27 protein-coding genes are annotated in these 25,962 nt (G+C 70.4%); 13 read left to right on the top strand and 14 right to left on the bottom strand.

Features of this window, described 5'->3' with window-relative positions; genetic code table 11:
* The first annotated feature begins 4 nt into the window (after positions 1–4).
* The gene (locus DN051_RS04865; protein ID WP_112438073.1) at positions 5–379 is read left to right on the top strand and encodes a YybH family protein; all 375 of its coding nucleotides are present in this window, start codon (positions 5–7) and stop codon (positions 377–379) included.
* Between the two features lie 79 nt (positions 380–458).
* On the opposite strand, the gene DN051_RS04860 is transcribed toward DN051_RS04865, so the two are convergent.
* Entirely contained in the window at positions 459–1,271 is an 813-nt protein-coding gene (locus DN051_RS04860) for a maleylpyruvate isomerase family mycothiol-dependent enzyme (protein WP_112442059.1), read from the bottom strand.
* A 499-nt stretch (positions 1,272–1,770) separates the two neighbouring features.
* On the opposite strand from DN051_RS04860, the gene DN051_RS04855 reads away from it, so the two are divergent.
* Entirely contained in the window at positions 1,771–2,235 is a 465-nt protein-coding gene (locus tag DN051_RS04855) for an SRPBCC family protein (RefSeq protein WP_053756211.1), read from the top strand.
* 284 nt (positions 2,236–2,519) lie between these two features.
* Here DN051_RS04855 and DN051_RS47750 read toward each other — a convergent pair whose 3' ends face one another.
* Together DN051_RS47750 and DN051_RS04845 are read right to left on the bottom strand one after the other, a co-directional pair.
* Positions 2,520–2,738 (bottom strand): DUF2180 family protein, encoded by a 219-nt coding sequence (locus tag DN051_RS47750; RefSeq protein ID WP_079000248.1) that lies wholly within the window; start codon positions 2,736–2,738, stop codon positions 2,520–2,522.
* A gap of 157 nt (positions 2,739–2,895) precedes the next feature.
* Entirely contained in the window at positions 2,896–3,600 is a 705-nt protein-coding gene (locus tag DN051_RS04845; protein WP_053756212.1) for a FadR/GntR family transcriptional regulator, read from the bottom strand.
* A gap of 231 nt (positions 3,601–3,831) precedes the next feature.
* Between DN051_RS04845 and DN051_RS04840 the strand changes: the two genes are divergently transcribed.
* The 7 genes from DN051_RS04840 to DN051_RS04810 all read left to right on the top strand — a co-directional run bounded on the left by DN051_RS04840 (position 3,832) and on the right by DN051_RS04810 (position 11,490).
* Complete coding sequence (locus tag DN051_RS04840) at positions 3,832–5,073, top strand: aminotransferase class V-fold PLP-dependent enzyme (RefSeq protein ID WP_112438072.1); 1,242 nt, start codon at positions 3,832–3,834, stop codon at positions 5,071–5,073.
* 68 nt (positions 5,074–5,141) lie between these two features.
* Positions 5,142–6,443: an ABC transporter substrate-binding protein gene (locus tag DN051_RS04835; RefSeq protein ID WP_112438071.1), complete on the top strand. Its 1,302-nt coding sequence runs from the start codon at positions 5,142–5,144 to the stop codon at positions 6,441–6,443.
* Positions 6,444–6,445: 2 nt separating this feature from the next.
* Positions 6,446–7,426 (top strand): carbohydrate ABC transporter permease, encoded by a 981-nt coding sequence (locus DN051_RS04830; RefSeq protein WP_112438070.1) that lies wholly within the window; start codon positions 6,446–6,448, stop codon positions 7,424–7,426.
* Positions 7,423–8,259 carry a carbohydrate ABC transporter permease gene (locus DN051_RS04825; protein ID WP_053756216.1) on the top strand — a complete coding sequence of 279 codons (837 nt, stop codon included), beginning with the start codon at positions 7,423–7,425 and terminating at the stop codon, positions 8,257–8,259. The genes DN051_RS04830 and DN051_RS04825 overlap by 4 nt, the downstream gene beginning before the upstream one ends.
* 81 nt (positions 8,260–8,340) lie before the next feature.
* Positions 8,341–9,690 carry an NAD(P)/FAD-dependent oxidoreductase gene (locus DN051_RS04820; protein ID WP_053756217.1) on the top strand — a complete coding sequence of 450 codons (1,350 nt, stop codon included), beginning with the start codon at positions 8,341–8,343 and terminating at the stop codon, positions 9,688–9,690.
* 270 nt (positions 9,691–9,960) lie between these two features.
* Positions 9,961–10,236, top strand: coding sequence for a WhiB family transcriptional regulator (locus DN051_RS04815; protein ID WP_053756218.1), 276 nt, complete (start codon positions 9,961–9,963; stop codon positions 10,234–10,236).
* A 417-nt stretch (positions 10,237–10,653) separates the two neighbouring features.
* Positions 10,654–11,490, top strand: a complete 837-nt coding sequence (locus DN051_RS04810; RefSeq protein WP_079000249.1) for an alpha/beta fold hydrolase — start codon at positions 10,654–10,656, stop codon at positions 11,488–11,490.
* Between the two features lie 103 nt (positions 11,491–11,593).
* Here the strand turns inward: DN051_RS04810 and DN051_RS04805 are convergent, their stop codons facing one another.
* The 6 genes from DN051_RS04805 to DN051_RS04780 all read right to left on the bottom strand — a co-directional run bounded on the left by DN051_RS04805 (position 11,594) and on the right by DN051_RS04780 (position 16,596).
* Entirely contained in the window at positions 11,594–12,184 is a 591-nt protein-coding gene (locus tag DN051_RS04805) for a YceI family protein (RefSeq protein ID WP_053756219.1), read from the bottom strand.
* A gap of 164 nt (positions 12,185–12,348) precedes the next feature.
* Positions 12,349–13,095 (bottom strand): SDR family oxidoreductase, encoded by a 747-nt coding sequence (locus DN051_RS04800; RefSeq protein ID WP_053756220.1) that lies wholly within the window; start codon positions 13,093–13,095, stop codon positions 12,349–12,351.
* 221 nt (positions 13,096–13,316) lie between these two features.
* The gene (locus tag DN051_RS04795) at positions 13,317–14,552 is read right to left on the bottom strand and encodes an NAD(P)/FAD-dependent oxidoreductase (RefSeq protein ID WP_053756221.1); all 1,236 of its coding nucleotides are present in this window, start codon (positions 14,550–14,552) and stop codon (positions 13,317–13,319) included.
* A gap of 133 nt (positions 14,553–14,685) precedes the next feature.
* Positions 14,686–15,168, bottom strand: a complete 483-nt coding sequence (locus tag DN051_RS04790; RefSeq protein WP_053756303.1) for a cupin domain-containing protein — start codon at positions 15,166–15,168, stop codon at positions 14,686–14,688.
* Between the two features lie 276 nt (positions 15,169–15,444).
* The gene (locus DN051_RS04785) at positions 15,445–15,918 is read right to left on the bottom strand and encodes a carboxymuconolactone decarboxylase family protein (protein ID WP_112438069.1); all 474 of its coding nucleotides are present in this window, start codon (positions 15,916–15,918) and stop codon (positions 15,445–15,447) included.
* Positions 15,919–16,098: 180 nt separating this feature from the next.
* Entirely contained in the window at positions 16,099–16,596 is a 498-nt protein-coding gene (locus tag DN051_RS04780) for a carboxymuconolactone decarboxylase family protein (protein ID WP_053756223.1), read from the bottom strand.
* Between the two features lie 97 nt (positions 16,597–16,693).
* Between DN051_RS04780 and DN051_RS04775 the strand changes: the two genes are divergently transcribed.
* The 3 genes from DN051_RS04775 (at position 16,694) to DN051_RS04765 (ending at position 19,270) form a co-directional block, all read left to right on the top strand.
* Positions 16,694–17,674, top strand: a complete 981-nt coding sequence (locus DN051_RS04775) for a pirin family protein (RefSeq protein ID WP_053756224.1) — start codon at positions 16,694–16,696, stop codon at positions 17,672–17,674.
* Between the two features lie 252 nt (positions 17,675–17,926).
* Entirely contained in the window at positions 17,927–18,538 is a 612-nt protein-coding gene (locus DN051_RS04770; RefSeq protein ID WP_246040921.1) for a TetR/AcrR family transcriptional regulator, read from the top strand.
* A gap of 60 nt (positions 18,539–18,598) precedes the next feature.
* Entirely contained in the window at positions 18,599–19,270 is a 672-nt protein-coding gene (locus DN051_RS04765; protein ID WP_053756226.1) for an enoyl-CoA hydratase-related protein, read from the top strand.
* A 110-nt stretch (positions 19,271–19,380) separates the two neighbouring features.
* Here the strand turns inward: DN051_RS04765 and DN051_RS04760 are convergent, their stop codons facing one another.
* The 3 genes from DN051_RS04760 to DN051_RS04750 all read right to left on the bottom strand — a co-directional run bounded on the left by DN051_RS04760 (position 19,381) and on the right by DN051_RS04750 (position 22,093).
* Positions 19,381–20,007 carry a cysteine hydrolase family protein gene (locus DN051_RS04760; protein ID WP_053756304.1) on the bottom strand — a complete coding sequence of 209 codons (627 nt, stop codon included), beginning with the start codon at positions 20,005–20,007 and terminating at the stop codon, positions 19,381–19,383.
* 153 nt (positions 20,008–20,160) lie between these two features.
* Positions 20,161–20,913 (bottom strand): SDR family oxidoreductase, encoded by a 753-nt coding sequence (locus DN051_RS04755; protein WP_053756227.1) that lies wholly within the window; start codon positions 20,911–20,913, stop codon positions 20,161–20,163.
* A gap of 319 nt (positions 20,914–21,232) precedes the next feature.
* Entirely contained in the window at positions 21,233–22,093 is an 861-nt protein-coding gene (locus DN051_RS04750) for a LysR family transcriptional regulator (protein ID WP_053756228.1), read from the bottom strand.
* Positions 22,094–22,240: 147 nt separating this feature from the next.
* Between DN051_RS04750 and DN051_RS04745 the strand changes: the two genes are divergently transcribed.
* Positions 22,241–23,656 carry an MFS transporter gene (locus DN051_RS04745; RefSeq protein ID WP_234388589.1) on the top strand — a complete coding sequence of 472 codons (1,416 nt, stop codon included), beginning with the start codon at positions 22,241–22,243 and terminating at the stop codon, positions 23,654–23,656.
* 285 nt (positions 23,657–23,941) lie between these two features.
* Here the strand turns inward: DN051_RS04745 and DN051_RS04740 are convergent, their stop codons facing one another.
* Both DN051_RS04740 and DN051_RS04735 read right to left on the bottom strand, forming a co-directional pair.
* On the bottom strand, positions 23,942–24,847 hold the full coding sequence (locus tag DN051_RS04740; RefSeq protein ID WP_112438067.1) for an alpha/beta fold hydrolase: 906 nt from the start codon (positions 24,845–24,847) through the stop codon (positions 23,942–23,944).
* A gap of 85 nt (positions 24,848–24,932) precedes the next feature.
* Positions 24,933–25,901, bottom strand: a complete 969-nt coding sequence (locus tag DN051_RS04735) for an RNA polymerase sigma factor (protein ID WP_112438066.1) — start codon at positions 25,899–25,901, stop codon at positions 24,933–24,935.
* Positions 25,902–25,962 lie beyond the last annotated feature (61 nt).

Below are 25,962 nucleotides of genomic sequence, written 5' to 3'. Positions count from 1 at the left end.
CGGCATGAGCATCACGGCAGACAGCGAAGCGGTCCTGCGCGGCGTCCTGGACCAGTGGAAGGCCGCCATCGAGCGGCACGATCCGGGGCAGGTCGCCGCCCGCTTCACCGAGGACGCGATCTTCCAGGGGCTGCACCCCTACAGCGTGGGGCGTCCGGGGGTCGCGGCGTACTACGACTCCCAGCCGGCCGGCCTGTCACCGGCGTACCGGATCCGGGAGACCAGGCGCCTCGCGGACGATCTCGTCCTCGGCTATGTGAACGTCGAGTTCTCGATCCCGGACCGGCCCACGGTCGACGTCCACCTGGGCGTGCTGCTGAAGCACATGGACGGTGACTGGTACATCAGCCACTACCAGGTCTCCCGCCTCGACGGGTGACGCTCCGGGCCGGCGGACGTGCGCGGCACCGGACCACGGTCCGGGACACGCCCGCCGGCCGGCGGTGCCGCGCGGTGGTTCAGGGCGCGGTGAACAGGGTGGGGAAGCGCGGGCCGAGCCAGGGTTTGCGCCCCCAGGTGAGGACCTGCCCCCGGGCGATGGCACGCCAGGGGTTGCGGCGGCCCAGCGCGATGAGCAGGAAGGCCACCGGGTCGATGAGGATGGTGCAGTCAGCCCGTTCCATCGGCCCCGCGACGACGTGCACGTCGCCGTCGGCCAGGCCGACCCCGAACGGGGAGCCGTCGCGGAGGCGGACGGTGTAGCGCGCCGTGAGGCCGGCGGTGGCGGCCTTGTCGGCGACGGCCGGCATGACGGCGAGCATGAACGGCATGCACAGCTCGACCCGGTCGCGGTCGATCATGTGCGGGCGGCGGAGCGCACGAGCGAGGTCGTAGCCGTGGCCGAGCATGTGTGTGAGCAGGTAGGACGCGAGCACCGCCCGGTTCATCGGGCCGAGCGGTGTGACGAGCGCGGTACCGCTGTCGGACGTGGCGTCCTCGGCCCGTTCCACCGCCTTCAGGAACACCTCGGTCCGCTCCGCGATCATCGCCGCGAGCGGTTCGGCCCGACGCTCCTCGAACGCCTCCAGTGCCCGCGCGTTGGCCGCCGCCAGACTCTGCGGCGTTCCGTCGCCGTAGGGGCGTTCGCGACCGGACGCGAGGTCGGCCATCAGCTCGTTGGCCTGCGCCAGATGCGCGGCGACCTCGCCGACCGACCACTCCAGACCGGGAACGGGGATCGCCGTGTCGGGCACGTCGCGCAGCAGTGCGGCTATCTCCTCGGCGGTCGCGCGGAGCGCCTCGGCGAGTCCTTCGGGCAGCGGCCCGGTCATGTCCTGCCGCACGGTCGGTTGCACGTCGCTCGTTCCCTTTCCGCCTGCCGCGTCCTCGTCGCGTACGGGGGCGCGCCGCGGTACCCAATCAGACGCCGGGGGCGCGCGACAAGGCTTCGCGCGCCGCGTACGACGGTCCGTGCCGGAGCACGTGGGGCAGATGCGGACAAGTGGCCCGCCGCGGTCAGCCCTTGGGCCCCCTTCTGCTCGCCCGCGCATCGTGGTGGGAGGAAGGAGGGCTGATCGACCGGGGGCAGCGCGCCGAGGAACTGGCCGTCGTCCGTACCGACCGAGCGCCGGAGCCGGGCGACGTGCCCTCGGCGCCCGCCCGAGGCACACGAACCCTGTGTGAGTGACGGTGCCCGGGTACTCGGTGAGTCCGGCACCGGCGCATCGCCGTCCGGTGATGTGCCGTCGGTGCACGGAGCCGCTCGATCGTGGCCGGCCCGTACGGCAGTGGATGCCGACCCGGCGCCGGCCACCGTATGGAGGCACAGCCATGAGCATGGTGAAGGAATCGATCGACGTCGCCGTCCCGGTGACGACCGCGTACAACCAGTGGACGCAGTTCGAGGAGTTCCCGAACTTCATGGAAGGCGTCGAAGAGGTCCGGCAGGTCGACGAGCGCCACAACCACTGGACGACGAAGATCGGTGGCGTGCGCCGGGAGTTCGACACCGAGATCGTCGACCAGTTCCCCAACGAGCGCATCACCTGGCGGACCGTCGGCGGCCATCCCGAGCAGCGCGGCATGGTCAGTTTCCAGGCCCTGGACGAGAACCACACACGGGTGGCACTCGTCATGGACGTCGATCCCTCGGGGGCCGCGGAGAGGACGGCGGACATGACCGGGATGATCGACCGGCGGGTGAAGGGCGACATGCGGCACTTCAAGGAGTTCGTCGAGGACCGCGGCGGTGAATCGGGAGAGTGGCACGGCCGGATCCGTCCCGGTCAGATGTGACGGCCAGGGCGAGCATGCGTCGGTAGAGCACACCCCGGTCGGGCAAGGCCCGGACGAGGTACGAGTCGGTCCGGTGGAGCCGGACGGACATCCGCGAGGACGGCGCCCCGGACCGGGCACGTCACTTCGCTGCGGGGTGGCCACCGGGCGGGGTGCGCGGTCTCATCGCGGGGTGGCCGCCGGGACCCGTACCCGGTGCCACCCGGACCGGCACGGCGGCCGCCGCGCATGCACCTGTCGCGCACGCACCCGGCGCGCGGACCGCCGGGTGCGTGCGTGTGACCTCAGGGCCGGGGCCGGGAGGGTTCCACCTTGTCGCACTGGGGGCAGAGCAGCCGGCGGGCGGGTTGTGGCTGGCTGCGACTGCCCATGCCTGCCTGCTGTTGCAGTTCCTGAGTCCTTAGGCGCACATGATCGGCGCAGATCCCCGCCCCGCAGCGTTGGCACACGCCCTCGGCGGTTGTGGTCGCGCCGGATTGCGTGCTGCATTCGTAGCAGTTCATCGAGGCACTCCGACTGTTCGCAGCGCGGTGGGGGAGACCCTTCCGGGTCAGCGGTCCCGGGCACGCTCTCACTCAACAGTGTGCCGTGTGTGCCCCCTGATGTCGCCGCGACGGGACGGCACGCCCGCGCCGGTCGCCGCGCGCGCCGCCCAGGAGGTCACTCCGCTGCGACATCGTGCTCCTCCACCGGCGGCATGAAAGCCCGCAGCCACCGTTCCGTCTGGGCGACGTGGGCCTGAGCGGCGCCGGCCGCCGAGACGGGGTCGCGGTCGGCGATGGCGGTGGCGAGGACATGGTGGTCCTCGTCGCTCTTGCGGCGCATCCGCGGGCCTTCGGGCAGTGTGAACACCTGGTACTTGCGGGACCGGGCGCGGAACACCGCCAGCAGGGTCGCCAGCGTGGGGTTGCCGCCGATCCGGGCGATCTCCGCGTGGAAGCGGTGGTCGAGTTCGGAGGCCTCGGCGGGGTCCTCGGTGGCCTCCATCTCCTCGATGAGGGAGAACAGCGTGCGCACCGCCTCGGGCGTGCAGCGCGCCGCGGCCTGGGCGGCCACGTGGGCCTCCAGCACGCGCCGGATCTCGTAGACCTCCAACAGGCCCGACAGCGGCAGGAGTTCCAGGGTGAGCGAGAGGCTGCCGATGACGTCCTCGGGCCTGAGCTGGGAGACGTAGGTACCGGAGCCGTGCCGCGGTTCGATGACGCCCAGGGCGGCGAGCATCCGCACCGCCTCGCGCAACGACCCGCGCGACACACCCAGTTCCGCACACAGGTCGCCCTCGGGAGGAATGCGGTCACCCGGCCCCAGACGTCCTGTCGCGATCATGTGCCGTAGGCCGTGGAACGCCTTGTCGACTGCGGACATGCGACCCCTCTTCTTCCCCTGAACGGGCCGCCGGAGTCGCCGGAGGCCTCGGCGCACTGTAGCGAGTCATCAAATGTCCCGGATGTATCGCCCAGAAGTCATCAGATGACTTTCCTCGTACGACCCTTGTCGAGACCGAAAAACCCATGCCAGGATGCCGAGTCATCATACGTGTCCACGCAGGACGTCTGATTTCTGCGGGCACGTCCAGTTCCTCAGATGTGGAGTGCTGTGAGCGAGACCGAGGTGACCACCGCGCCGCGTCCGCTGCTGCTGGCCGACGGACGGCCCGCCGACCGCGCGTGGTCCCTGGACCCCGGAATGAAGCACCTGAACCACGGTTCGTTCGGGGCGGTTCCGCTGCAGGCGCAGGAGCGGCAGGAACTGCTGCGCGTGGAGATGGAACGCTCGCCCGTCGTGTGGTTCCCGGCGCTGCCGCAGCGGATCGCCGCCACCCGCGTCGACCTCGCGGCCTTCCTGCGCGTCGCGGCCGACGACCTCGCTGTGGTGCCCAACGCGAGCGCCGGAGCCAGTGTGGTCTTCGCCGCCCTCGACCGGGTTCGTGGCGGGGAGATCGTCGTCACCGACCACGGTTACGGGGCCGTCACCATGGGGGCCGAGCGGCTGGCGCGCCGCTGGGGCGGCCGGGTGCGCACCGCCGAGGTGCCCCTGGACGCGAACGAGGAGCAGGCGTACGAGGCCGTGTGCGCCGAACTCGGCGACGACACCGACCTCGTCGTGGTCGATCAGATCACCTCGGCCACCGCACGCCGGATGCCGGTGGAGCGGATCGGCGCGGAGGCGCACCGCCGCGGCATCCCGATGCTGGTCGACGGCGCCCACGCGCCCGGTCTGCTGGCCGCCCCGCTCGCCGGTGCGACATACGACTTCTGGGTCGGCAACCTGCACAAGTGGGGCTGCGCCCCGCGCGGCACCGCGGCGCTGATCGCCCGCGGCCCGCTGCGCGACCGGCTCTACCCCCTGATCGACTCCTGGGGTGCGGCCGACCCCTACCCCGACCGCTTCGACCAGCAGGGCACCATCGACGCCACCGCCTGCCTCGCGGCCCCCACCGCGCTCGACTTCGTCGAACGTACCTGGGGATGGACCGCCGCCCGCGACTACATGAGCGAGCTGGCCGACTACGGCGCCCATGTCATCGGCGCCGCTTTCGCCGAACTCACCGGCAGGGACAGCCGGGTCGACGTCGGCCTGCCGGTGCCCGGCATGCGCCTGGTGCGGCTGCCGGAGGGCCTGGGCACCGGCCGGGTCGAGGCCGACGCGCTGCGCGACCGGGCGGCGGCCGAGCTGGGCGTGGAAGCGGCGTTCACCAGCTTCGGCGGCACGGGCTACCTGCGGCTGTCCGCCCACGTCTACAACACCGCCGCCGACTACGAGTACTTCGCCGAGGAATGCGTCCCCGTCCTCGGTGAGTGGGCCCGCACGGCCCGCGAGCAGCACCGCGCGCCGTAGGCGCCCGTTCCCCTGCCGCTGTCGGCGCGGCCGTCATCCGAGGAAGATCCAGGGAAGAGGTCAGCACAATGAGAAGAAGGACGGCAGCTCTCGCTCTGGGCACAGCCGCCGCGATGGTCCTGACCGGCTGCTCCACCATGAGCCCCGATGCGAGCGGAACGGTCACTCTCAACATGGTGGAGAGCCTGACCAATCCGACCCGCACCGATCTGCTGAAGGACCTGATCGCCGATTTCCAGCAGCGGAACCCGAAGATCAAGGTCAATCTGATCTCCCCGCCGACCGAACAGGCCGACCAGAAGCTCCAGCAGATGCTTCAGTCGGGCAGCGGCGTGGACGTCCTGGAGGTCCGGGACATCACGGTCGGACCGTGGTCGAACAACGGCTGGCTGTACGACATGAAGAAGGACCTGGACGGCTGGAAGGGCTGGCAGGCCATGACGGAGAACGCCGTCAAAGCCGCCCGCAACGACGAGGGCAAGACGTACTTCGTCCCGTACGGCTTCTACGGTCTGAGCCTCTTCTACCGCACCGACCTGATCGAGAAGGCCGGCTTCAGCGAGCCGCCCGCCACCTGGGCGGAACTGCTGGAGCAGGCCTCGGCCGTCCACGACCCCTCCCGGCGCCGCTACGGTTACGCCTTCCGCGGTGGCTCCAACGCCAACAGCAACGCCACCGCCGTCATCGAGGCCTACGTCGCCGACCAGGTCGACCCGGCCAACGGCTACAAGCTCAAGAACGGCCGTACGATCTTCTCCGCGCCCGAGGCGCAGGACGCCCTGGAGACGTATCTCAAGCTTTTCCAGCGGGCCTCGCCGAAGTCGTCGGTCTCCTGGGGCTATCCGGAGATGGTGGAGGCGTTCTCCAACGGCTCCACGGCCTTCCTGCTGCAGGACCCCGAGGTGATCGCCACGGTCTCGGAGTCCAAGTCGATCTCGGAGGGCCAGTGGGGCACCGCCCCGCTGGTGGCCGGTCCCGGTGGCAAGACGGTCCAGCCGCTGGCCACGGCGGGATGGGGCGTCGCGCAGGGCGGCAAGCACAAGCCCGAGGCCGTCAAGCTGGTCCAGTTCCTGTCCCAGGGTGAGGCGTCGACGACGTTCACCAAGAAGAACAGCCTGGTGCCGATCCTGAAGTCGGCCACCGCCGACCCGTTCTACCGGACGGGTCCCTGGGCCAGCTACGTCACCATGACCGAGCAGCCGGAGAAGTACCTGGTGGTCACCCAGCCGCGCGGGGTGGCGTGGTGGACCGAGTGGGAGCAGCGGGCCGACACCGACGTGCAGAAGCTGGCTCTCGGCAGGACGACGCCCAAGGAGCTGCTGGCGAGCTGGGACGCGTACTGGACCGAGAAGTGGCGGCAGGAGCAGTAGTCATGTCCGTCGCGTCCACACCGACGAAGACATCGACGCCCGGCCGGGGCGGCGCCACCCGTGCGGGCGGCGCCCCCCGAGGGGGGCGCCGCAAGCGGGAGTTCACCACCCGGCGTGGTGCGCTGATCGCCGCCTTCATGGCGCCGGCCGCGGTCTTCGTGGCGGTCTTCACGTACTACCCGATGATCGCGGGCGGCCAGATGGCCTTCCGCAACTGGAAGCTGACCGATCTGACCGACACCTCCTGGGTGGGTCTGAAGAACTTCGCGGACGTGTTCGCCGACCCCGCCTGGGGAACGGTGCTGGGCAACACCGCGGTGTGGGTGGTCGGTTCGATCGTGCCCCAGCTGGTCATCGGGTTCGCACTCGCCCTGTGGCTGCGCCGCCGCTTCCGGTTCCGGGGGCTCTACCAGGCGCTGATCTTCTTCCCGTGGGCGATCTCGGGCTTCCTCATCGGCATCCTGTTCCGCTGGATGTTCAACAGTGAGTTCGGCGTCGTCAACGACCTGCTCCAGAAGGCCGGGCTGATCGACGAGCCGATCGCCTGGCTGGCGGATCCGGACACGGCGATGGTGGCGGTGCTGATCGCCAACATCTGGTACGGCGTCACCTTCTTCACGATCATGATCCTGGCCGCTCTCCAGTCGATCCCCGACGAGTTGTACGAGGCGGCCGCGCTGGACGGCGCGGGCAAGGCGCGCACCCTGTTCCGCATCACGATCCCGTACATCCGGACGACGCTGGTGCTCACCGTGCTGCTCAGGGTGATCTGGATCTTCAACTTCCCGGACCTGATCTTCGGTATGACCGGCGGCGGGCCGAACGACGAGACGCACATCGTGACCACCTGGATGATCCAGATCACGCAGCAGGGCGACTACGGCAGGGCTTCCGCACTCGGCCTCCTCGTGGTGGGCGCGCTGCTGATGTTCGCCGTGTTCTTCCTGCTGGCCACGCGTGAGAAGAAAGGGGTGAGGCCGTGATCGGCAAGGAGACCGCGGCCGGCCGCGCCGGCAAGTTCACCTTCCTGGGCCTGTGGCTGGCCTTCACCGTCTTCCCCCTCTACTGGATCACGGCGACCTCCTTCAAGGCGCCCGGCGACATCTTCCGCTTCCCGATCGACTACTGGCCCGAGCACCTGTCGCTGGAGAACTACAGCGGCCTGTTCGCCACCGCCGACTTCGGGACCTACCTCGTCAACAGCCTCGTCGTGGCCACCGTCGCGGGTGCGGTGGCGACGGTGATCTCGATGCTCTCGGCGTACGTCCTGGCCCGTTTCGAGTTCCGCACCAAATCCGCTCTCCTCATGGCCGCCCTCGTCACCCAGATGATTCCGTCGTTCATCGCTCTGGGCCCGCTGTATCTGCTGATGACGGATCTGAAACTGGTCGACAACCACCTCGGACTGATCCTGGTCTACATCGCCGTGTGCATTCCGTTCTGCACGGTGATGCTGCGCGGGTTCTTCGAGAACATCCCGGACGCGTTGGAGGAGGCCGCCATGATCGACGGACTGTCCCGGTTCGGAGCGCTGTTCCGGGTGCTGCTGCCGGTGATGCGTCCGGGTATCGTGGCCGCGTTCATCTTCAACTTCGTCAACTGCTGGAATGAACTCTTCCTGTCGGTGACGCTGATGAACAGCGACAGCAACAAGACGATTCCCACCGCCCTGAACGGCTTCATCTCCAGTTTCAACATCGACTGGGGATCGATGTCCGCGGCGGCCGTGCTGACCATCCTGCCGACGATGCTGCTGTTCGCGTTCGCCAGCCGTCACATCGTCCAAGGCCTCACCTCCGGTGCGGTGAAGGGGTAGTCGGGCTAAGCCGTCAAAGGCCTGTCACAGCAACCACCTCTGCCTTGTCTAATTGGTGTCGGACAACGAGCAGAGGAAGACATGCGCGAGATCCTGATCGTGGGTGGCGGGTACGCGGGTTTCTACACCGCGTGGGGCCTCGAAAAGAGGCTGCGGAAAGGGGAGGCGCGCGTCACTGTCGTCGACCCTCGTCCCTACATGACTTACCAGCCCTTCCTTCCGGAGGTGACGGCCGGGTCGATCGAGGCGCGCCATGCCGCCGTGTCGCTGCGGCGCCATCTGCACAGCACCCGGCTGATGGCGGGCAGCGTGATCGAGATCAGCAACGCGGACCGGACGGTCACCGTCCGATCCGCGAACGGCGCCGAACAGCAGCTGCGTTACGACATCCTCGTGGTCACCGCCGGCGCGGTGACCCGCACCTTCCCCGTTCCCGGACTCGCGCAGCACGCGATCGGCCTGAAGCACGTGGAAGAGGCGGTGGCCATCCGCGACCGCCTCATGACCGCCTTCGACCAGGCGGCGTCCCTGCCTCCCGGCCCGGAACGCCGCAAGCTGCTCACCGTCACCTTCGTGGGCGGTGGGTTCTCGGGCGTCGAGGGCTTCGGCGAACTGCTGTCGCTCGCGACGGCGATGCTCAAGTCCTACCCGGAGCTGAGCATGGACGACCTGTCCTTCCACCTGGTCGAGGCCCGGGGCCGGATCCTCCCCGAGGTGACCGACGAACCCGGTTCCTGGGTGGTGCGGTCCTTGGAACGCCGTGGCGCACACGTCCACCTGAACACCCAGCTGCTCTCGGTCGAGGACGGGCACGTTGTCCTCTCCAACGGGCAGGAGTTCGATTCGGCGCTGGTCGTCTGGACCGCCGGCAACGCCGCGAACCCGGTCGTGCACAACCACACGGATCTGCCGGTCGACCAGCGCGGCCTTCTCGTGGTCCGGCCCGACCTGCGGGTGGGAACCGACAGCGAGCCCGTGAAGGATGTGTGGGCGGCCGGCGACGACGCCGCGGTTCCCGACCTGGCCGTACCGGGGGCGTACACGGTGCCGAACGCCCAGCATGCCGTCCGGCAGGGCAAGCGGCTCGCGAAGAACATCGTGGCCGACCTGCGCGGGGGCAAGACGCGGAACTACCGCCACAGCAGTCTCGGCGTGGTGGCGACGCTCGGCCTGGGGCGAGGCATCTTCCAGTACAAGCGCATCGTCATCAAGGGGCTGCCCGCCTGGCTGATGCACCGCGGCTACCACGTCCTGGCCGTGCCCACCTGGGAGCGCAAGGTCCGCGTGCTCGCGGTGTGGCTCACCGCCGCCGTGTACGGCCGGGACCTGGTCTCCCTCGCCTCCGTGCAGCACCCGCGGGACGCGTTCGTCACGAGTGGCGACCCGGAGCGGTCCGGCAAGAGCCGGCAGGACGACCGCGCCGCCGCCTGACCGGATGTCCACAGGGCCGCGGGGCTCACCGCACGGTGAGCCCCGCGGCCCTGCCGCGCTCCCGCGGACCGCGCCGACGCCCGGCGGGTTTCCGAGCCGTTCCCAGGGCCGTCCACCGTCTCCCGGCACACCCGGCGCGGCCCTCGGTGCGCACGTGTCCGGGGGCGTCGGCTCCTTCGTGAAGTCGTGTGTCACACAAGAGCCCGTCGTCTTGTCTCACTTCTCGGACTCGACAGCTCTCACGAGAATGAGAAAGGCCGTGATCGGCCCATGGGCACTGACCGAGAAGATTCCGCCGCGCACTGGCGCGAAAGGGCGGCCTGCCTCAACACGGAAGACCCCGATTTGTTCTTCCCGGTGGGAAGTGGCGTCCTGACGTTCGAACAGACCAATGAGGCCAAAGCCGTGTGTGCCCATTGCCCTGTCATGATGCAGTGCCTGACCTGGGCTCTGCGAGCGGGGCGCGTGGACGGAATCTGGGGTGGTACGACGGAGATCGAACGTCGCCGGATGAAGCGGCGTCATGATCAAATGGTCACCGGCTGACCGCTCGCCCGCCGATGTGTGAAGAACCGGCCGTACCGGAGAATTCCTCCCCGGCCCGCCGGGAATCAGCCGTACCGGAAAATCCTTCCCCGCCCCGCCGGGAATCGGGAACGGCTGTCACACCTTGACCGGTTCGCCTGTCATAAGAGTGAGTGCGGGAAAGAACCTGCCGGCCCGAAAAGGGCTCCGCTCTTTTTTCCTGAACCCGCCCCCCTCTCGGTCCGGTGTGGGCCGTGACTGCCGCCCGGCGGCGGGCTGTCGACCCTGTGCGAGTCCGCGCCGCGGCAGTCGGGAGAACGGCGGTGCTCGACCGGCACTCGTCCGCACCACCCAAGAGACCAGCAGCAGAGAAGCTGCTACGGCGGCCGTGCCGCTCCACCGCGCACGGCTGAAATCTTCGCCTCGAAAGGCCTGTTCATGCACCGTCGATCGCTGAGCCGACGCACCCCCCTCACCCTCTTGGCCACCGCCACGGTCGGCGCCGCCCTGTTCGCCGCGTCGGTCGGTCCGGCCAGCGCCGAGAAGGCCGACGCCCCGCAGCACCCCAAGCCGACCGTCGTCCTGGTGCACGGCGCGTTCGCCGACTCCACCAGCTGGAACGGCGTCGTCAAGGAGCTGAAGGAGGAGGGCTACCCGGTCGTCGCGGCCGCCAACCCGCTGCGCGGCCTGAGCAGCGACGCCGCCTACGTCCGTGAGCTCGTGGCGAGCATCGACGGCCCCGTCGTGCTCGCCGGCCACTCCTACGGCGGAGCGGTCATCACCAATGCCGCCCGCGGCGCCGACAACGTCAAAGCGCTCGTCTACCTCGCCGCGTTCATGCCCGACAAGGGAGAGAGCGCGGCCGCACTGGCGGAGAAGTTCCCGGGCAGTTCCCTCGGCCAGGCGCTGCGCCCCGTTCCGGTGCATCTGCCGGACGGTTCCCAGGGAGCCGACCTCTACATCGACCAGAAGAAGTTCCCCCAGCAGTTCGCCGCGGACGTCTCCCGGAACACCGCCCGGCTCATGGCCGTCACCCAGCGACCGGTGACCGACGTGGCCCTGGGGGAGGAGTCCGGCGAGCCGGCCTGGAAGACCGTTCCGTCCTGGACCATGGTGGCCTCCGAGGACCTCAACATCCCGCCGCGGACGCAGCAGTTCATGGCGAAGCGCGCGAAGTCGCACACGGTGGAGGTCGAGGCCTCGCACGCGGTGACCGTGTCGCAGCCCGACGACGTCGCCGAGCTCATCGAGCGGGCGGCGCGGGCGACCCGCTGACCGGTGTGCACCACAGGGCGGGGCGGCAGCGATGCCGCCCCGCCCGCCTGTCCCGTCGTGGGGTCCGCACGGCCGGACGCGACGCGCGGACCGGCCGAGGCCTTCAGGCGGCCAACGCCTGGTTCAGGCGTACGGCGGAGACGTCGAGGATCAGCTTCACCTTGTCGTCGATCAGCGCGCCACCCGCCGCCGGTCCCGCGTTCCGGTCGAGTCCCCAGTCGGCGCGTCGCAGAACGGCCGAACCCTCGAAGCCGACACGGTGGTTGCCGGCGGCGTCCCGGCTCGCGCCGCCGAGTTCGAGGTCGAGGCGAATCGGCAGTTCGATGTCCTTGATCCGGAGGTACCCCGACACGCGGAACCGGCCGCCACCGGCGTCCAGGCATCCGGTGGAGCGGAAGCTCATCAGGGGGAAGGTCGACGAGTCGAGGAAGTCCGGGCCGGTGAGGTGCGCGTCGCGCTCCCCGTTGCCGGTCTCCAAGCTGCCCGTCTGGACGCTGAGGTAGGCCTCGGACCGGCTCGGGCGCGACCCGTCGAGCTTGAGGAGCCCTTCGAACGCGGTGAATCTGCCGCGCACGTTGGTGATCATGGCGTGTCGGACGGAGAAGCCGATCGTGCTGTGGACCGGGTCGATGACGTACACCCCGGTCAGTCCCGCGAGGGGCGGGACACGCGTGCTGTCGTTAGATATGGACATGACAAGTCTGAGTTCCTCGGTGCGTGAACCTCGGGCAGGGGTCGGTCCGGACGCGGTGCGGCCGTCCGGTGGGACGGGACTGCGGCCCCGGTGGACAGAGGCCGGACGGCGAATGGGGAACGGGGGTGGCGCCGGCCGTCCGGCGGGAGCCACCCCCGTCGGGGTCAGCGCTGCCGGGCGAGCCAGTCCGCGAACTTGGTCTCGGCGATGTGCGCGTCGGGACCGGGCAGGAGCGAGGTCTCCTTCAGTTCGGCCCCGAAGTACGTGGCGCGCTCGTCGGCGACCACGGTGCGGGGGTCGTCCTGCGCGGCGAGGCCGATGCGGATGAGCTCGTCGAGACCGAAGACCTCGGGGCCGGCCACCTCGACCAGGCCGTTGACCGGGGTGCCGACCGCGGCGCGGGCGACGGCCGCGGCCACGTCGTCGGAGACCATCGGCTGGATCTTGGCCGGGGACAGGCGCACGGTGTCACCGTCGGTGGCGTCGGCGGCGATCGCCTTGACGAACTCGAAGAACTGCGTGGCGTGGACGATGGAGTACGGCATGCCGGACGACTTGATGAGTTCTTCCTGGGCCTGCTTGGCGCGGAAGTAGGCGCTGTCCGGGAGACGGTCGGTGCCGACCACGGACAGTGCCACGTGGTGCGTGCAGCCGGCCTCGGCCTCCGCCTTGAGGAGGTTGGTCGTGGAGGTGCGGAAGAAGTCCATGACGGCCTTCTCCTCGAACGAGGGGGAGTTGGACACGTCGACCACGACGGACGCGCCGTCGAGGACCTCCGCCAGGCCCTCGCCCGTCAGGGTGTTGACGCCGGTGTTCGGTGCGGCCGCGACCGCCTCGTGGCCCTGCTCGTCGAGCTGTGCGACCAGCTTCGATCCGATGAGCCCGGTTCCACCGATCACTACGACCTTCATAAGGAATACCTCTCGAAAGAATTTGGTGTCTGTATCAGAGAAAGACAGGACAACTGCTTCGTGTGTGACAGGGATCGGGACGGTTCGGGGAAACGTGTCCCCGTCGGCCGTCCCCTGTCGCCGTCGGATCCCGCGGCGCCGCGCTCAGGCGCGGCGGGGGACAGGGCGTACCGTCCGCCCCGCCCCGCCGACGTCCGGTCAGGTCACCGCTCGACGCGGGGTCACCGCGCGACGCGGTCCAGGGGCACGTCCGGGTCCGCCAGACGTGGGTCGTCGACGTCGGAGTCGGACGTGATGAGGTCCCGGATCGGATCGACGACGTCCCAGACGTTCACGTTCATGCCCGCCAGGACACGGTTCCCGGCCATCCAGAACGCGATGAACTCCCGCTTGCCCACGTCGCCGCGGAAGACGACACGGTCGTAGCCGCCCGGTTCCACGTAGCCCGTGTACTCCATACCGAGGTCGTACTGGTCGGTGTAGAAGTACGGCAGCCTGTCGTACACGGCGTCCTTGCCGAGCATGCTGAGCGCGGCCACGCGGGGCTGGTTCAACGCGTTCGCCCAGTGCTCGACCCGCAGATGGCGGTCGAAGCGCGGGTGGAAGGCGTTGGCGACGTCGCCGGCGGCGTACACATCGGCCACCGAGGTCCGCAGGTGCGCGTCGGTGACGATGCCGTTCCGCACGTCCAGGCCCGCCTCCTGGGCGAGTTGGACGTTCGGCGTGATGCCGATGCCCACGACCACGGCGTCCGCGGCCAGGTGCCGGCCGTCGGCGAGCCGTACGCCGTCCACCCGGCCCGCGGTGCCGGTGAGGGATTCCACCTGCACGTTGGGCAGGAGCTGGACACCGTGATCGGTGTGCAGTTCGGCGAACACCTCGGCGGCCTCGCGTCCGAGCACCTTCAGCAGGGGGAGCTCGCCGTGCTCCAGGACGGTGACGTCACCGCCGGCCGTGCGGGCGGCCGCGGCGGTTTCGAGACCGATCCAGCCGCCACCGATGACGACGATCTTCGCTCCCGCCGTGAAGGCGGACTTGAGCCGCTCGCTGTCGCCCACCCGGCGCAGATAGAGGACGTTGTCCAGCTCCGCTCCGGGGATCGTCAGCCGGCGCGGGGACGAGCCGGTGGCCAGCAGCAGCTTGTCGTACGGGATCTGGCGCCCGTCCTCGAGGTCCACGGTCCGGGCGCGCCAGTCGAACGCCCGCGCGCGGGTGTCCAGCAGCAGGTCGACCTCGTGCTCGCGGTACCAGTCGTCCGGATGCACGAAGATCGAATCGCGCTCCTCCTTGCCGAGGAGGTACCCCTTGGAGAGCGGCGGCCGGATGTAGGGCTTCTCGTTCTCGTCGCCGATGATGACGAGCGGGCCGTCATGGCCGTTTTCCCGCAGGGCTTCCGCGGCCTTGCCGGCGGCGAGACCGCCGCCGACGATCACGAAGGTATTCACAGGGTTCCTCATCTCCGATGTCGCGTGCCGCGAGTCGTTGGGAAGATCACTCACTGATCAGACCGGGTGGCCCTACATCCTGTGACAGCCCGGCCGAAAGGCGGGGGAGAGACACGCGCCGACCGCACGGCCTCCGGCTGTTCGACTATTCGACGAAGTAGGAGTCGTGCTTCACGAAGAACTGGGCCCGTTCCTCGTCGGTGGCGTCACCCATCTCCGGGAGTTTCTCGAAGTACTCCTCACGCGGCGCTCCGGGCGTGAAGAGGAGCAGCATTTCCGCGAGCTCGTCGGAGTCGTTCCGGAACGCGTGGAGTCCACCCTGAGGCACATGCAGGAAGTCACCCTGCCGAGCGTCGACCCATTGTGCGCCGTCGTAGAGCCGCACCGTACCGCTCAGGATGAAGAACGACTCCGAGATGGATTTGTGGAAATGAGTCTTGGGGCCGCCCGCCCGTGCGGTCATCTCGACCCTGTACAGTCCGAATTCGCCCCGGGTGGTCGCGGTGGTCGCCAAATAGTAGTAGGCGCCCTTTCCCGGTCTGCCGAGTTCCGGCGGAGTGCTCACGGGGCGGTATTTCGCGCTGATCTCGCCGGTCTCTCCCATGTACACCTGCGGGGGGTATGACATGAAGACCATCTCCCGTTGATCGGTTGCGCAACGAGACGCCGACGAAATATGCGCGCACCATCACCGTGGCCGCGGACCACCGGCGTCTCTCGGTCTTCCGACCGGGTGCGCCCCTGCGGGGAGAGACCGAGTACTCCCAGGGTAGAGACATCGCCGCAACGCCGCGCAGTCGATCAGGCGGCCCCGGGAATCGGCGGCTCCGGGTTGTCCGTCTCCGCGCCGTAGGTCGGGGCGGCGTGGAGACGGACGGTGATTGTCCGGCTCGGGCTGGTCCGATCAGCCGAACATACCGGGCTTGTAAGCACCGGCAGGCTGCTGGTTGATGACGTTGATCCGGTTGTAGGCGTTGATGACCGCGACCAGCGAGATCAGCGCGACGAGCTGCTCCTCGTCGAAGTGCTTGGTGGCGTTCGCCCAGGCCTCGTCGCTGACACCGCCCGCGGCGTCGGCGATGCGGGTGCCCTGCTCGGCGATCTCCAGGGCGGCGCGCTCGGCCTCGGTGAAGACCGTGGCCTCTCGCCAGGCCGCGACCAGGTTGAGGCGCTGCGAGGTCTCGCCCGCGGCGGTGGCGTCCTTGGTGTGCATGTCGGTGCAGAAACCGCAGCCGTTGATCTGGCTCGCGCGGATCTTCACGAGTTCCTGGATCGTGCCCGGCAGCGAGGATTCCTCGATGACCTTGTTGGCCGAGTTGATGTGCCGCAGCACCTTTCCGGCGAAGGGGTTACCGAAGTAGTTGAGTCGCGCTTCCACAATGATCTCCTTTACCGTCTTGCGGATACGCACGACTGACCGATGTGCCTCGGAAAGTGTGACGGCCCTTCGGGGTGACCTGCGTCTCATTGCGGGACGGGGTCGAACCCGGGGTCCGCCTGCCCGGCCGAGCGGCCGGGCGTGACGTCCGGGCGCGGTGTCCGGGCTGGAGCCGCGCCTTCAGGCGGGCGTCACCGAGGAGCTCTGGCGGACCGGGTGCTTGCTCATGACGGAGACCCGGTTGAACGCGTTGATCGTGATCGCCACCCAGATCACGGCGGAGATCTCCGCCTCCGTGAGCACGGAGCGGGCCAGGTCGTAGGCGGCGGTCTGGGGCTCGGCGTCGGCGGGATGCGTGGTGGCCTCCGCCAGCGCCAGGGCCGCTCGCTCGCGCGGCGTGAAGAGATCGGTGTCACGCCAGGCGGCCAGCACACCCAGGCGCTGCGGGGACTCACCGCCCCGCAGGGCGGCCCTGGTGTGCGTGTTGAGGCAGAACGCACACGCGTTGAGCTGGGACACCCGGATGTTGATCAGCTCGACCAGGATACGGTCGAGTCCGGCTTCGGCCGCGGTGGCCCGTACGGATTCGGCCGTGGCGAGCAGCGCTCGGTAGGCGTCCGGGCTCTGTTTGTCGATGAAGACCCGCCCTTGGGTGGCCGTCTCTGCTGTCTGGGTCACGTGAGCTCCTCCTTCGCCCGATCTCCGAGCGTCGGTCTTATCATCGCATCGTTACTATTGAAGGTGAAACTTTCTCGAATGAGGGAGGAGCGGGCCGGTGAGCAATACCGAAGCGCGCCCTGTCGAAATGGAATGCGGTGGGCAGACCGACGGGCCGTCGTCGCCGGACATCGAAATTCTCACTCCACGCGATGTGCCGCTCGGCGGCCCGCGGGCCATGCGGGTGCGGCGCACTCTGCCGCAGCGGGCCCGCACATTGATCGGCGCCTGGTGCTTCGCCGACCACTACGGCCCGGACGACGTCGCGACCGCCGGCGGTATGGACGTCGCCCCTCATCCGCACATCGGCCTGCAGACGGTCAGCTGGCTTTTCAGCGGCGAGATCGAGCACCGCGACAGCCTGGGCAGCCACGCCTTCGTCCGGCCCGGTGAGCTGAACCTGATGACGGGCGGCCACGGCATCTGCCACTCCGAGGTCTCCACCCCGGCCACGACGATCCTGCACGGAGTGCAGCTGTGGGTGGCCCTGCCCGAGGAGCACCGGGACACGGCGAGGGACTTCCAGCACCATGTCCCCGCGCCCGTACCGCTGGACGGTGGCGAGGCCCGCGTCTTCCTGGGCACCCTCGCCGGGGAGTCGTCCCCCGTGCGCACCTTCACCCCGCTGCTGGGAGCGGAGCTGACGGTGAACCCGGGAGCCGGCCTGACCCTCGCGGTGAGCCCCGACTTCGAGCACGGCCTGCTCGTCGACAGCGGGGACGTCACCGTCGACGGAACCGCCCTGAAGCCGGCCGAACTCGGTTACGCGGCCCCCGGCCGTGACACCGTGACCGTGACCAACCACGGGCAGGACACCGCACGACTGGTACTCCTGGGCGGGCCGCCGTTCCAGGAGGAGATCGTCATGTGGTGGAACTTCATCGGCCGCTCCCACGAGGACATCGTGCGGGCGCGCGAGGCCTGGCAGGCGGAGACCGACCGGTTCGGCCGGGTCGAGGGCTACGACGGTGATCGCCTCCCCGCGCCCGAACTCCCCAATGCCACGATCAGGCCGCGCAAGAACCCGGGAGCGCGCTGACCGTGCTCCGGACCGGCGGCGCCCTCCGCGTACGCGGCATGCGCCGCGCGCCACGCGGGGGCGCCGCCGGTCACGTCGTGACCGGGCCGGCCCCGTGCGGTACCGGCGCGCGGTGCGTCGTTCCTCTTGCATGTCCTATGGCACAGCCCATAACTTACTGGCAGGTAATCGGGGAACGTCTCCAGGAAGGGCGGCCGGCGCCATGTCCGCACCGCCGTACACCGCACCCCGCCCCGCCGGGCCGGTGCCGCCGTGAGTCCGCGCAGGAGCGACAGCCGGGAGCGGATGGTCGCGAGTGCCGTCGTCCTGCTCCGTGAGTACGGAGCCGGCGCGACCAGCATCGACCGCGTTCTCGCGCACAGCGGAGCTCCGCGAGGCTCCGTCTACCACCACTTCCCGGGCGGGCGCGCGCAGTTGATCGACGAGGCGGTCGCGCTGGCCGGCGACTTCATCGCGAAGCGGATCGACGCGGCGGCCGAGTCCGGCGACGCGGTCCAGGTCATCGACGCGTTCTTCGACCAGTGGCGACAGTGGCTCCTGGAGAGCGACTTCCGGGCCGGGTGCCCGATCGTGGCGGTGGCAGTGGAGACCAACGACGAGGCTCCGCAGCTCGCGCGCTCCGCCGCCGCTGTTCTCTCCCGCTGGCGCGAGGCACTGGCCGGCCTGCTCGTGCGCCACGGCCTGCCCGACGCACGTGCCGCCCGGTTGGCGGCGTTCATCATCTCCGCGGCCGAGGGCGCGGTGATCCTGTGCCGGGCCGAGCAGAGCACCGCGCCGCTGGACGTGGCCGCCGACGAGATCCACGACCTCCTGGCCCACGCCATCGGTGACCGGCCCGCCGGCGGTTCCGGCCGACCCATCTGACCGGCCGACCCACCTGACATGTGTGTCCCACTGCCCGACCGACCCGACGGAGTAGCCGCCATGCCCACACTGGACCGCCAGGACAACGTGTTCGTCCTCGACCTCGGCGACGGGGAGAACCGCTTCCACCCCGACTGGATCGCCTCCGTGAACGACGCCCTCGACAAGGTGGAGAAGGAGGACGGACCGCGCGCCCTGGTCACCGCCGCGACCGGCAAGTTCTTCTCCAACGGGCTGGATCTGGAGTGGCTGCTCGCCAACGCCGACCGCCGGCGGGAGTACGTCGTCTCCGTCCAGGCGCTGTTCGCGCGGTTCCTCTCCCTGCCTGCGGTCACGGTCGCCGCACTCCAGGGGCACACCTTCGCGGCGGGCGCGATGCTGTCCCTGGCCCACGACTTCCGTGTGATGCGCGCCGACCGCGGCTACTGGTGCCTGCCCGAGGCCGACATCGACATCCCCTTCACGCACGGCATGTCCGCTCTCATCCAGTCCCGGCTGACGCCGCAGACCGCCCACGAGGCCATGCTCACCGCCCGCCGCTACGGCGGTCGGGACGCCCTGGCGGCCGGGATCGTCGACCGCGCCGTCGACGAGGACGCCGTACGCGCGACCGCCGTCGAGATCGCCGCGTCCCAGGCGGGCAAGGCGGCCCACACCCTCGGCACCATCAAGGCGCGTATGTACGGCCCCGTTCTCGACGTCCTGCGCGACACGTCCGACGGTCTGGGCTGACGTCGCGGTAGTCACGGCGGGCCCGGCGGGCTCACCTCGGGACGGCGGGTGGTCGTCCGGCGCCGGACGACGGCGCCTGACGACCACGGCTTCGCGCGATGCCCACCCGGTCAGATGCCGGAGCGCGCTTCGCCGAACGCCTCGACGAGCTCCGCCGTGGTGACGATGGCGTGAGCGAAGGTGGGGCCGTTCAGCTCGTGCGCGGCGTGCATCATCTCGGGGAGGAACGCCGCGGTGGCGTCGCGGACCAGCGTCACGTGGTAGCCGAGCTCCATGGCGAAGCGTCCGGTGGACTCGATGCAGGTGTTCGCCAGCAGTCCGATCGCCACCACGTGCGTGATGCCGCGCTGCTTGAGCCGCATGTCCAGGTCGGTGTTCGCGAACCCGCTCTGCGCCCAGTGTTCATGGACCACCACGTCCTCCGGCTGCGGCTGGAAGTCGGGGTGGAACTCCCCGCCCCAGGTGCCGCGCGCGAAACTGTGCCGTTCCATGATGCTGACCTGCGTCGGATTGGGATGGTCCCAGGTCTCGTAGTCGCCCGGCTCCCAACGGCGATGCGGGACGAACACCACCTGCACACCGGTCGCGCGGGCGGCACCCACCACGGCGCGCAGGTTGTCCAGCAGCCCGACCTGTTGCGCCACGGACTCCACGCGCGGCCAGGCCTTTCCGCCCTCGGAGATGAAATCGTTGTAGGGATCGACCAGCAGAACCGCCGTATGGCGCGGGTCGTACATCTGGGCCACGTGTGCTCCTCGGTATCCCGGAGACGAGCAACTTCCCCCTGGCAGCATCACCCCGGCTGTCTGCGGCGTCAAAAGCTGAGCGTCCGGCCGCCCGCGTCGTCGCCCGCCGACATCGGACGGACTCACTGTGCCCGTCCCCCGGGGTCAGTGCGGGAGCAACTGCTGGCCCCCGTCGATGTCGTACGTCGCACCGGTGAGCGCTTCGTTGCGCATGATGTGCACGGCGAGCGCCGCGACGTCGGCCGGGCCGACGACCCGGCGGATGGGCAGCCTGGCGCGCAGGTCCTCACGTCGGGCCTCCAACCGGTCGCCGAGGAGTGCGGCCGACAGCGGGGTGTCGACGAATCCTGCGGCGATGAGGTTCACCCGGATCGGCGCCAGTTCGAGTGCCAGGTTGGCGACCAGGGCGGGCAGCGCGGCGGTCAGGGCGGACACCACGGTCAGGCCGACGCCGGGCCGCCGACCGCCGGTGCCGCCCATGAACAGCAGCGTGCCCCCGGCTCGGACCTGGTCGCGGCTGCACAGAGCGACGGCGAGCGTCACGGCGAGGCGTTCGCCGAATTCGCGAGGAGCGGCAGCGAGGTCCAGGTCTTCCAGGGGGGTGTACGAAGGGGCACCGGCCGTGACCATGACGTGGTCGACCGGACCCGGCAGTTCCTGGAAGAACCGTCTGAGCCGCTCGGTGTCCGCGACGTCGAAAGCCGCCGTGGCGAGTGGGTCGAGCTCCCGCGCCGCCTGCTCCAGCCGTTCGGCGTTGCGGCCCACCATCACCACCCGGCCGCCTTCCGCGCGCACCTGGCGGGCTGTCTCCAGCCCGATGCCGGCGCTGGCGCCGATCACCACGACCGTCTGATCCGCGAGGTCAGGGGGTCCGTGGTTCAGTTCGCCGGCCGTCATCCGCGCCTCCGATCGCCGCCCCCGGTTGCCGGCCCCCGCCCAATTGTCACGCGCACCTGTGCGGACCGCCTGCCGACCGGTCCGGCCCTTCCGTGACACCCCGCGGGCTCCCCGGACGTCCGTACCCGCCCGTTCCGTCGAGGCGGCGGGATCCGGTGACGCGTCTCCAAGTTGCCTGGTTCCAGGGGGAGTTCACTGGAGAGCGGCCGGTTCGGCGGGTGGCGCCGCCTCCGTCACCACGAGGAGGCCGGGCTCGGCCGGAGGGGCAGACCCGGTTCCGTGCGGCAGACCCGGTTCCGTGCGGGACAGGGCGCACCGTTCATCGGATGTGCCGCAGGAGCGCGGCGACGGCAGGCGGCAGGTCACCGCGCGGGTGCACGACTCCCACCGTCCAGGCCGGCGCCGGCGGCCGGAAGAGGCGCAGCGGCAGTTCGGGGAAGCGCGCCGCCAGCGACGGCGGCATGATGCACACACCCAGGCCGTGCCGGACCAGATCGGTGGCCGCCAGGATGTCGTTGACCTCGAAAGTGGCGGTGTGTTCGAGGGACGCGGCGCGAAAGGCCCGGTCGACCTCGACCCGGACCGCCCAGCTCGGCGGGAAGTCCACCAGGGGGAGACGGGCCGCCTCGGCCAGGGTCACCGGCCGCAGCGGCTGTGACACGGCACCCGGTGGAGTCACGAGCACCATTTCCTCCCGGGACAGCAGACGGGTGGCCAGGCCGCGCGGCTGCGGAGTGTCGAGCGCGACGACGGCCAGGTCCACGGTGCCCCTGCGCAGGGCGTGCGGAATCTCGGCGGCGGGTGCCTGGCACAGTCGCAGCACGACGCCGGGGTGTTCGCGGTGGAACTCGGCCAGAGCCGGCGCGAGGCCGCCGTAGAGGCCCTGCATCACACCGACGGTGATCTCGCCGCGCAGTTCGCCCTGTGCGCGTTCGACCGCCGCGCGGGCCTGCTCCGCGGCCTCCAGGGTGGCCCGGGCAGCCGGCAGGAAGGCCTCTCCCACGGGCGTGAGCGAGACCCGGTGCGTGGTGCGCTGGAACAACAGCACGTTCAGCTCGCGCTCCAGGGCCCGGACCGTGCTGGAGACGGCGGACTGCACCACGTGCAGCCGCCGGGCCGCGGCGCTGAACCCGCCCTCCTCGGCGACCGCGACGACGACCTCCAGTTGCCGAAGCTCCATGGCCGGCTCCTTCGGTTGTCCCTTCGGGAGATAACCATCATCTCCATTCATCTCCTCCGGAGGGGAAACGGCGGCCCCGGGTGAGCGTTGGCACAGGTAGGCGGTGCGGAGGCCGCCGGTTCGGACACCGAGGGACGGAGTGCTGCCATGCCGATGACGATGGCCGTCCGCCACTGGCCTCGCCGTGCCACCGCTCACGGCGCACCGGCGCTGCCGGTGGTGGGCGCCGCGCGCCGGCACCGCTCCGGGTTCTGGACGATCGCCGCCGTGTTCGTCACGGCCATGGCGTTCTCCACCGTTCCCACGCCGCTCTATCCGCTCTACCAGGCCCGCGACGGCTTCTCGTCCTTCACCGTCACCGTCGTGTTCGCCGTCTACGCCGTCGGTGTGCTCACCAGCCTGCTGCTCGTGGGGCACATATCGGACCAGATCGGCCGGAAGAAGGCCCTGACCGCGGCGCTGGTGGCCGAGGTGATCGCGGCCGGGCTCTTCCTCGCCGGGCACTCGCTGCCGGTCCTGATCGTGGCGCGGTTCGTCACCGGTCTCGGTGTCGGCGTCCTCACGGCCGCAGCCACCGCCCATCTGCAGGACCTGCACGCGGCGCAGCGGCCCGGCGCGTCGACGCGGCGCTTCGAGATCGTCTCGACCGCGGCCAACATCGGCGGTCTCGGGCTCGGCCCCCTCGTCGCGGGAGCGCTCGCCCAGTATTTCGGTGCGCCGCTGCACCTGCCGTATGTCGTCTTCGGAGTGCTGCTGCTGGCCGGCGTCGCCGCCGTGGCACTGGCACCGGAGACCGTCGACCGGTCGGCGGCCCGTCCGGCGTACCGTCCCCAGCGGGTCGTCGCGGGGCTCAGGGAGCCTGGATACCCGCTGGCGGCGGCGGCCGGATTCACCTCCATGGCGGTCTTCGGGCTGTTCACCTCGCTGGCCCCGGGATTCGTCGGTGAGACCTTGCACCATCCGTCGCGCGCGCTGGCCGGGCTCGTCGTGTTCACCGTCTTCGGCGCGGCCGCGACGGCCCAGGTGCTCACCGGCCGCCTCGGCGACCGGTCCAGGTGGGCGATCGGGCTGGTCGCCCAGGCCGTGGGCATCGCCGCGGTCGCGATCGGCGTGCACCTCGGCAGCCTGGTCCTGTTCCTGCTCGCCGCGATCATCTCGGGCGTAGGGGCCGGGGTGCTGTTCAAGGCCGCCGTCGGCCATGTGGCAGCCACGGCCGCCCCGAGCCGGCGCGGCGAAGCCCTCGCCGGTGTCTTCCTCGCCTCCTACCTCGGTCTGGCCCTGCTCCCCGTCGGCCTCGGTGTGGCCACCCGCTTCCTGCCCGTGACCACCGCGACGGCGTGGTTCGCCGTGGTCGTGCTGGCCCTGCTGGGCGCCGTCGTCGTCCTGCTCGCCCGCCATCGCGGCGGGGGCAGCGGCACCCGTCGGTACGGCGCGGGCGGCGGCACCCGCCGTCGCGGCGCTGCCGGCCGCGCGGACGGCGCAACGGACGCCGCCCCGGCCGAGTCGCGGCTGCCGGGCGACGCGGCCTCGACGTCTGCCCGCCGTGGCAGGAACACCCCGTGAGCGGCACGGACGCCGGTTCCCGGACGGCCCGCGAGGGGCCGACACCTTCACGAGCCGCCCGCGCAGGAGGGAAACGCTTCGCGCCGTGCCGCCCGGTCGGGAGTGACCGGTCGGCACGGCGTCACGCCCGGAGCCGCCGCCTGCTCGATCAGGTCGCCACGGCTGCCGATCGGGACACACCGGGCGGCGTGGCTGCCGGGGACCCCGCGCACCGTGCCCCGGACCGCTTCACACCCTGGGGAATCCGCGAATCGGCCCTGCCACCTGAACGAGGCGGACGAGGGGTCACGCGGTGGTGTGCAGCGTGGCCGTCACGAAATCCGTCACAGCCCGCGAGAAGGCCTCCGGCTCCTCGATGTGGCCGAAGTGGCCGCTCTGCTCCAGTACCAGAAGCTGCGAACCCGGGATCCGCCGGTGCAGTTCCTCGGCCCACCGCACACCGCAGACGACGTCGTGGCGGCCGACGACGACCAGCGTCGGTACGGTGAGCGAGCCGAGGTCCGCACGGTCGTCGATGACCTCCGGGACCAGGTTCTCGTCCAGTCCGGAGATGTGGTTGCCGCGTACGGAGGCCCGCATCGGGGCGAACTCCCGCTCCCGGCCCCAGTAGTCCGCGAGGTAGGCGGGAACCAGCCCCCTGACGACCGCCGTCATCTGCGCGTCGTCGGAGATGGCGGGGATGGCCTGGAAGGCGGCCAGCACCTCGGGGAGTTCGGGATGACCGGCGTTGCGCTCGGCGAACGACTCCACCAGGCGCATGGCCTCGGCGGCGTGCTCGGGACCGGTCAGCGGCGCGCTCTCGTAGAGGATCACCCCGGCGACCTGCTCGGGGCGGCGCAGGGCGTGGTACTGGGCGACGAAGCCGCCGTGCGAATGACCCAGGAGGTGCACCCGGGGGAGGCCGAGATGCTCGGTCAGCGCTTCGAGGAACCGGCTGTAGCGGGCCCGGGTGTAGCCGTGCGGGTGGGAGGGCAGCCGCTCGGAGGCACCGCTGCCGACCGGCTCCGGGTAGACGACCGTCAGGTACCGCTCCAGCTCGGGCATGCGCAGGTACTCCCAGTCGATGCCCGGTCCGCCGGAATGCGCGACGCACACCGGTCCCGTGCCGTGGACGTGGTAGCGCTGCACCAGCCCGTCGATCTCGACCGTGTGTGTTCCGGCCGCAAGCGCACGGGTCGGGGAGGTGGTCATGGTGTTTCCTTCTCCGGTGGGTGTCGATGACACCGGCAGGACGCGGGAGAAGGGACGAAGTTCGATCCGAGGTGAGTGATGCCCGTCACGCGGGAGTGGGTGGCTGGAGGGCCGGCACCGGTCTGGGGTGCAGGAGCCGCAGCCGGTGCGGACGACCGGCGTCGTCCAGTGTCATCAGCCAGGCCACCGAGGGCGGGCAGTGCTCGGGGTCGTCGGGCGGGTTGAGCAGATCCATCTCCCAGACGACCAGGGACCGGCCGGCCACGGCGTGGACCAGGCGCTGCCGCACCCCGGCTTCCAGGTCACCGTCCATGCCGCGCACCAGGAAGCTCCGGCCGCCCACCGGGCGGTCGCCCCTGAACAGGGCGATCTCGGGCGACCAGCGCTCCGCCAGCAGCGCGCCGAAGCGTCCGCTCTCGGCCGCGGCGAGTGTCTCGCGCGCCTCGACACGACTGGCACGGACACGCCGCTCGGTGTCGCCGTGCGGCGCGTCCGCGGTGGCGGCGAGCGCCTTTGCGAGCTTGGCCCGGCCCTGACTGAGCCGGCTCCGCACCGTGCCGACCGGGACCCCGCAGGCCTCCGCTATCCGCTCGTAGGAGGTCACCCCGGTGGTGAAGTGGCGCAGCACCAGGGGCAGGCGCAGCGTCGGGGACAGCTTTTCGACGGCCTCCCAGATCCAGTCCCGCATCGTGTGGCGCTCCAGCCATTCCTCGGGACCCACGCCGCCGGCCGGCACGTGCACATCGTCGAGGGGGCGGAAGGCAACGGATTCGCGCACCAGGGAACGGCAGGCGTTGCGCACGATCATCCGCAGCCACGCGCCCACCGCCGACGGGTCCCGGACGTCGCCCACCCTGCGCAGCGCGGTCACGGCCGCGTCCTGGACCACGTCGTCGACGTCGGGCCCCGGCCCCAGAATGCTCAGCGCCACCGCCCGCATACCGGCCCGGTGCCGTTCCAGCAGCAGACCGAGTGCGGTGATGTCACCGGCCTGGGCGCCGCGTGCGAGCACCGCGTCCTCGACGTGCGCGGCGTCGACCGCGTTCCGGGTCATGGCTTCCTCTTCCAGCGTTTCCCGTCGTGCGTGCGACGGTACTGCGCCGACCCTCCGGCGT

It is taken from the genome of Streptomyces cadmiisoli, from assembly GCF_003261055.1.
Classification (GTDB): domain Bacteria; phylum Actinomycetota; class Actinomycetes; order Streptomycetales; family Streptomycetaceae; genus Streptomyces; species Streptomyces cadmiisoli.
Note: the sequence above shows the minus strand (reverse complement) of the source record. Positions and strands in the feature narration are given on the sequence as shown.